The following is a 4,548-nucleotide window of genomic DNA, read 5'->3' as shown; positions in this document are numbered from 1 at the left end:
CCGGCCGAGGTATGCGGCGCGTAGAGCAACCCGGCATCGGTCAGATCGGCCATGACGTTGCGGATAGTGGCTGGCGAGAGAGCCAGCGGCAGACGACGCGAGAGCGTGCGGCTGCCCACCGGCTCCCCTGTCTCGACATATTGCTCGACGATTTCGCGCAGAACGGCGGCGGAGCGGCTGTCCAATCCCTGCGGAAGAATGGCGGGCGGGTAAGGCGGAAACGGGCGGCCGTTTTTATCCATCGCTAATCCTACGACACAAAGGGGCTTGCTGTCTGGCCGATCAAATATGCTTTGCAAGCAAAGCCTCTGCCATGCAGCAACAAGAGTGCTTCAAGCCATGACGATCGTGGCAATCATGGCTGCTCGGGGGGGAGCGCAATGCGGCGAACGGCGCGTGGGTTCGGTCTGGACACAGCTTGGTCAGAGCTGCGGGCACGCCTCGAACAGCGCCCGACCGCGGCCGGCCTGCTATTGGCGCTGATCGCTTATTTCGCCTTCTCCCTCCATGATGCGCTGGTGAAGCTTCTGGTCGCGAAAATCGATGCACCGGAAATCCTCTTCATGCGCAGCCTGACGGTGGTGGTGCTCTGCCTCTCCCTTGGCGGACGCGGCGTGGTGACGCGGGGGCTTTTCTCCCCCATGCGGGGCAAACTTCTGCTGCGCGCCTTCCTGACCTTCGCCGCCTGGCTGCTTTACTACTCATCCGCCCGCTATCTCGGTCTCGCCGAGATGATCACCATCTATTTTGCGAGTCCGCTGCTGATCGCCGTCATGGCTGGCCCTCTGCTCGGCGAGCGGGTAACGGTCGTCCGCTGGGTCGCCCTCGGTATCGGCTTCCTGGGCGTGCTCCTGGCGGCGCGGCCGCATGGCTCTAACCCGGTCCTGCCCGCGCTCTGCGTCGGCCTTGCGGCCATCATCTGGGCCTACGCGATGATCCTGATGCGCCAGATCTCGGCCGAGTTGCGCGGCTGGGACCAGGTCTTCGTCATCGCCCTCCTCTTTCTCGTCGGCTGCGGAATCACGCTGCCCTTTCTATGGAAGACGCCGAGCCTGCCGGCGCTGCTCTTGATGCTCGGCCTGGGCTTCCTCTCCACCGCGGCACAGCTCCTGCTCATCAAGAGCGTGCGCCTGGCGCAGGCGAGCGCCGTAGCACCCATGGAATTCTCTGGCCTGCTCTGGAGTTTTGTCTTCGGCTATTGCTTGTTCGGCGACATCCCGGCACTTGGCGTCTTCTTCGGCGCCGGCCTCATCCTGCTCAGCGGCGGGATGGTGGTGATGGGAGAGATGCGCGGTCCAGGGACTTCGCCGGTCAGCACTTCCCTCGCGGGAAAGCTTAAGAAAAGCTAAAGCAACCAAAATTCGCCGAACACAAATCTGGGTGCCAGGCCCATGATCGCTCCACCGGATCGATTGTGAAAGGTGCGTATCGTGATGGACTGGATCGAGGCAAGCCCGGTGCTTCCGAGCTTTGCCGCTCCCCAAGCCGAAGCGCGGCATCCTCGGGCAATCCCCGATCATGTACGCCGAGCGATGCTTCTCGCGGCCGCAGAGGACATGTTCCTGACCCGCGGCTATGCCGGCACAACCATGTCGGACATCGCCCGCGCCGCCAACATGTCAAAGAAGACGATCTACCAGGTCTTCGCTTCCAAGACCGAGCTCGTCCGCGCGCTGCTGCTGGATCGGCTGACGGTGCCCGCCCCTCTGCCCTCGGTCGAGGCCCAGCCGCCGGAGGCGGCGCTCGAGCATATGCTGCGCCATCTGGCGAAGCAGGTCCTGGCTCCGAACCATGTCGCACTCTGCCGGCTTGTCCTTGCCAGCGCCGGCAAGCTCCCCGAGGTTAGCAAGATCTTCAAGGATCATTGCCTGCGGCTTGAGGAAAACCTCGGAGCCTGGCTCGGCGCGCAGGCCGCACGGGGCGTCTTTCGTCTGCCAGACCTGCCCGAGGCGGTCTCGATGCTGGTCTCCCTCGCGATCGGCGCCTTCCACTGGCGCCAGCTCGCCGAGATCGGCGGGCCGCCGACCGAGCAGATGGTCAGCGCCCGCATCCACTCCGCTATCGCAATCTTCATGCGCGAGTTCGCCGCTGATCGGGCTTCCATCGCTCAGTAACGATTGACCCCGGCCTGCGCTTCAGGCTTCCAAGAGAGAAAGCCGAGCGGAGAGCGAGCGCGTGAAAACAATCCCCTGGTGGAGTTGGGCCTTCCCCCTCCTGGCCTGGCTGCTGCTCGGACTCAAGGCCGTCTTGCCGGTCAGCGGCCTCCTGCTGCCGCTGTTCATCCTCGCACTGGGGGGCGCCGTCTTCGCCGCCGTGCATTTCGCGGAAGTCATCGCCCACAAGGTCGGCGAACCCTTCGGCACGCTTGTGCTGGCCGTCGCCGTCACCATCATCGAGGTAGCGCTGATCGTCTCCGTCATGCTGAGCGGCGGGGCCGAAAAGGCCGCCCTCGCGCGGGATACCGTCTTCTCCGCGGTCATGATCGTCTGCACCGGCGTGGTGGGTATTTGTACGCTGATCGGCGCGGCGCGGCATGGCGAGCAGGAGTTCCGCATCCAGGGCGCCAACGGCGCGCTCGCCGAGCTGGCGGCGCTTTCCGTGCTGACAATGGTCCTGCCGAACTACACCACCGCGCCAGGGGCGACCTTCTCCGTCGCCCAGCTCAAATTCGTCGCCATCGAATCCCTGGTCCTCTATGGCGTCTTCGTCTTCGTACAGACGGTGCGCCACCGCGCCTATTTTCTGCCCGAGAACGAGACCGCCGATGTGCATGAGGTGGCACCCCCGACGATGCAGCTGACGCTGCTCAGCCTCGGCCTGCTGGTCCTCTCCCTCGTCGCCGTGGTCGGCATGGCAAAGGGCCTGTCGCCCAGCGTGGAAGCGGTCGTCGCTCAGTCGGGCGCACCGGAATCCGTGGTCGGCGTCGTCATCGCCGCCCTCGTCCTCTTACCGGAAGGCCTCGCGGCGATGCGCGCGGCGCGGCGCGATCAGCTACAGACAAGCTTCAACCTGGCCTTTGGTTCGGCCATTGCCAGCATCGGCCTCACTATTCCGGTGGTGGCGACGGTCTCGATCCTGATCGCCCAGCCGCTGACCCTCGGCCTCGATCAGAAGGAGACCGTGCTTCTGGCGCTGACCCTGCTGCTCAGCACCCTGACGGTCGCGACCGGCCGCACCTCCATTCTGCAGGGAGCCATTCACCTCGCCGTTTTCGCGGTTTTTCTGTTCTTTGCCGTCGTACCCTGAGAGGGGTTCAGAGCAAAAGCGCCGCGAGCAGCGCGTCGAGCCGCATTCGCCCCTCGGGCGTTGCGCGCAGGCGGTCCCCCTCCTGCTCGAGATAGCCCTCTTCGATCGCGGCCGCGAGAATCCCAGGATCGAGCGCCTTGATGAGGGGCATACCCGTCCGCGCCGCAAATCGCGCGGCGGAGACGCCCTCGGAAAGCCGCAAGCCCATAAGCAGCATCTCCTGCGCCCGCTCGGCCGCGGTCACAACCGTATCCTGACCTGAACCGTGGCCCTGCTGCTCGACCCGCTCCGCCCAGATTTCCGGAGCACGATGGCGGCGGGTGGCAATCAGCCCCCCGGCCAGGCTGAGACGGCCATGCGCCCCGGGCCCGATGCCGGCGTAATCGCCGTAGCGCCAATACGCCAGATTGTGCCGGCTCTCGGAACCGGGCTTCGCGTAGTTCGAGACTTCGTAGGGAAGCAGCCCGTAACGCGCCGCCTCCGATACCGTGACCTCATACAGCCGCGCCGCCGTCTCTTCGTCCGGCAACACGATCTCGCCCCGGCGATGCAACCCCTCATAGACCGTGCCTGGTTCAATGGTGAGTTGGTAGAGCGAGAGGTGATCGGCCGCGAGATCCAGGGCCTGGGCCAGCTCCGCCCTCCAGGCGGCCTCGGTCTGGCCAGGCCGGGCATAAATCAGGTCGAAGGAGATGCGCGGGAACAGTTTTCGCCCCAGTTCCAGGGCGGCGATCGCCTGGGGGGCGGAATGCTGGCGGCCGAGACGGCGGAGATCCTCATCGTTCAGGCTCTGAATTCCAACCGAAATGCGGTTGACCCCGGCATCACGATAGCCCTGGAAACGTCCGGCCTCGATGCTGGTCGGATTGGCTTCGAGCGTGATCTCCAGATCCTGCGCGGCGGCAAAAAGCGCCCGCGCCCGGGCAATGAGGGCGCCGACCGTTTCGGGGGACATCAGGCTCGGCGTGCCCCCGCCGAAGAAGATGGAGCGCAGCGGCCGGGGGCCGAGCCGCGTCGCCTCCCATTCGAGTTCGGCCAGGAGTGCGGCGCGGAAGCGCGTCTCTGGAATCACCTCCCGCACATGGCTGTTGAAGTCACAATAGGGGCATTTGGCGAGGCAGAAGGGCCAGTGGACGTAGAGGGCGAGCGGCTCGGCGCCCGCCGGTGCGGCGCCGGCCGCCTTGTCCATCTGCCGGGTCATGATCGCGGGGGTCATGCGCAACCTCTAGGCAGCGCGAACGGCCTTGCCAATCGACAAGGACAGGACCCACCCCATCTCTGGCTCTTGATCGAATGGATGGG

General features: G+C 65.4%; 4 protein-coding genes and 1 pseudogene. 3 read left to right on the top strand and 2 right to left on the bottom strand.

Annotation, left to right across the window (positions count from 1 at the left end):
• A pseudogene (gene hrcA, locus VL752_RS02665) lies at positions 1–242 on the bottom strand (heat-inducible transcriptional repressor HrcA); the annotation flags it as partial.
• A 138-nt stretch (positions 243–380) separates the two neighbouring features.
• On the opposite strand from hrcA, the gene VL752_RS02660 reads away from it, so the two are divergent.
• The 3 genes from VL752_RS02660 (at position 381) to VL752_RS02650 (ending at position 3,246) form a co-directional block, all read left to right on the top strand.
• Positions 381–1,349: a DMT family transporter gene (locus VL752_RS02660; RefSeq protein ID WP_325352189.1), complete on the top strand. Its 969-nt coding sequence runs from the start codon at positions 381–383 to the stop codon at positions 1,347–1,349.
• Between the two features lie 72 nt (positions 1,350–1,421).
• Complete coding sequence (locus VL752_RS02655; protein WP_325352188.1) at positions 1,422–2,114, top strand: TetR/AcrR family transcriptional regulator; 693 nt, start codon at positions 1,422–1,424, stop codon at positions 2,112–2,114.
• Between the two features lie 61 nt (positions 2,115–2,175).
• The gene (locus tag VL752_RS02650) at positions 2,176–3,246 is read left to right on the top strand and encodes a calcium:proton antiporter (RefSeq protein WP_325352187.1); all 1,071 of its coding nucleotides are present in this window, start codon (positions 2,176–2,178) and stop codon (positions 3,244–3,246) included.
• A gap of 7 nt (positions 3,247–3,253) precedes the next feature.
• Here VL752_RS02650 and hemW read toward each other — a convergent pair whose 3' ends face one another.
• The gene (hemW, locus tag VL752_RS02645; protein WP_325352190.1) at positions 3,254–4,435 is read right to left on the bottom strand and encodes a radical SAM family heme chaperone HemW; all 1,182 of its coding nucleotides are present in this window, start codon (positions 4,433–4,435) and stop codon (positions 3,254–3,256) included.
• Positions 4,436–4,548: the final 113 nt, after the last annotated feature.

It is taken from the genome of Acidisoma sp. (genome assembly GCF_035492295.1).
Taxonomy (GTDB): domain Bacteria; phylum Pseudomonadota; class Alphaproteobacteria; order Acetobacterales; family Acetobacteraceae; genus Acidisoma.
This window is presented reverse-complemented; position numbering and strand designations above follow the sequence as displayed.

Bases quoted from the DNA above. Each gene is read 5' to 3' on its own strand.
- VL752_RS02660 (WP_325352189.1), top strand. From the start codon at position 381: ATGCGGCGAACGGCGCGTGGGTTCGGTCTGGACACAGCTTGGTCAGAG.
- hemW (WP_325352190.1), bottom strand. From the start codon at position 4,435: ATGGACAAGGCGGCCGGCGCCGCACCGGCGGGCGCCGAGCCGCTCGCC.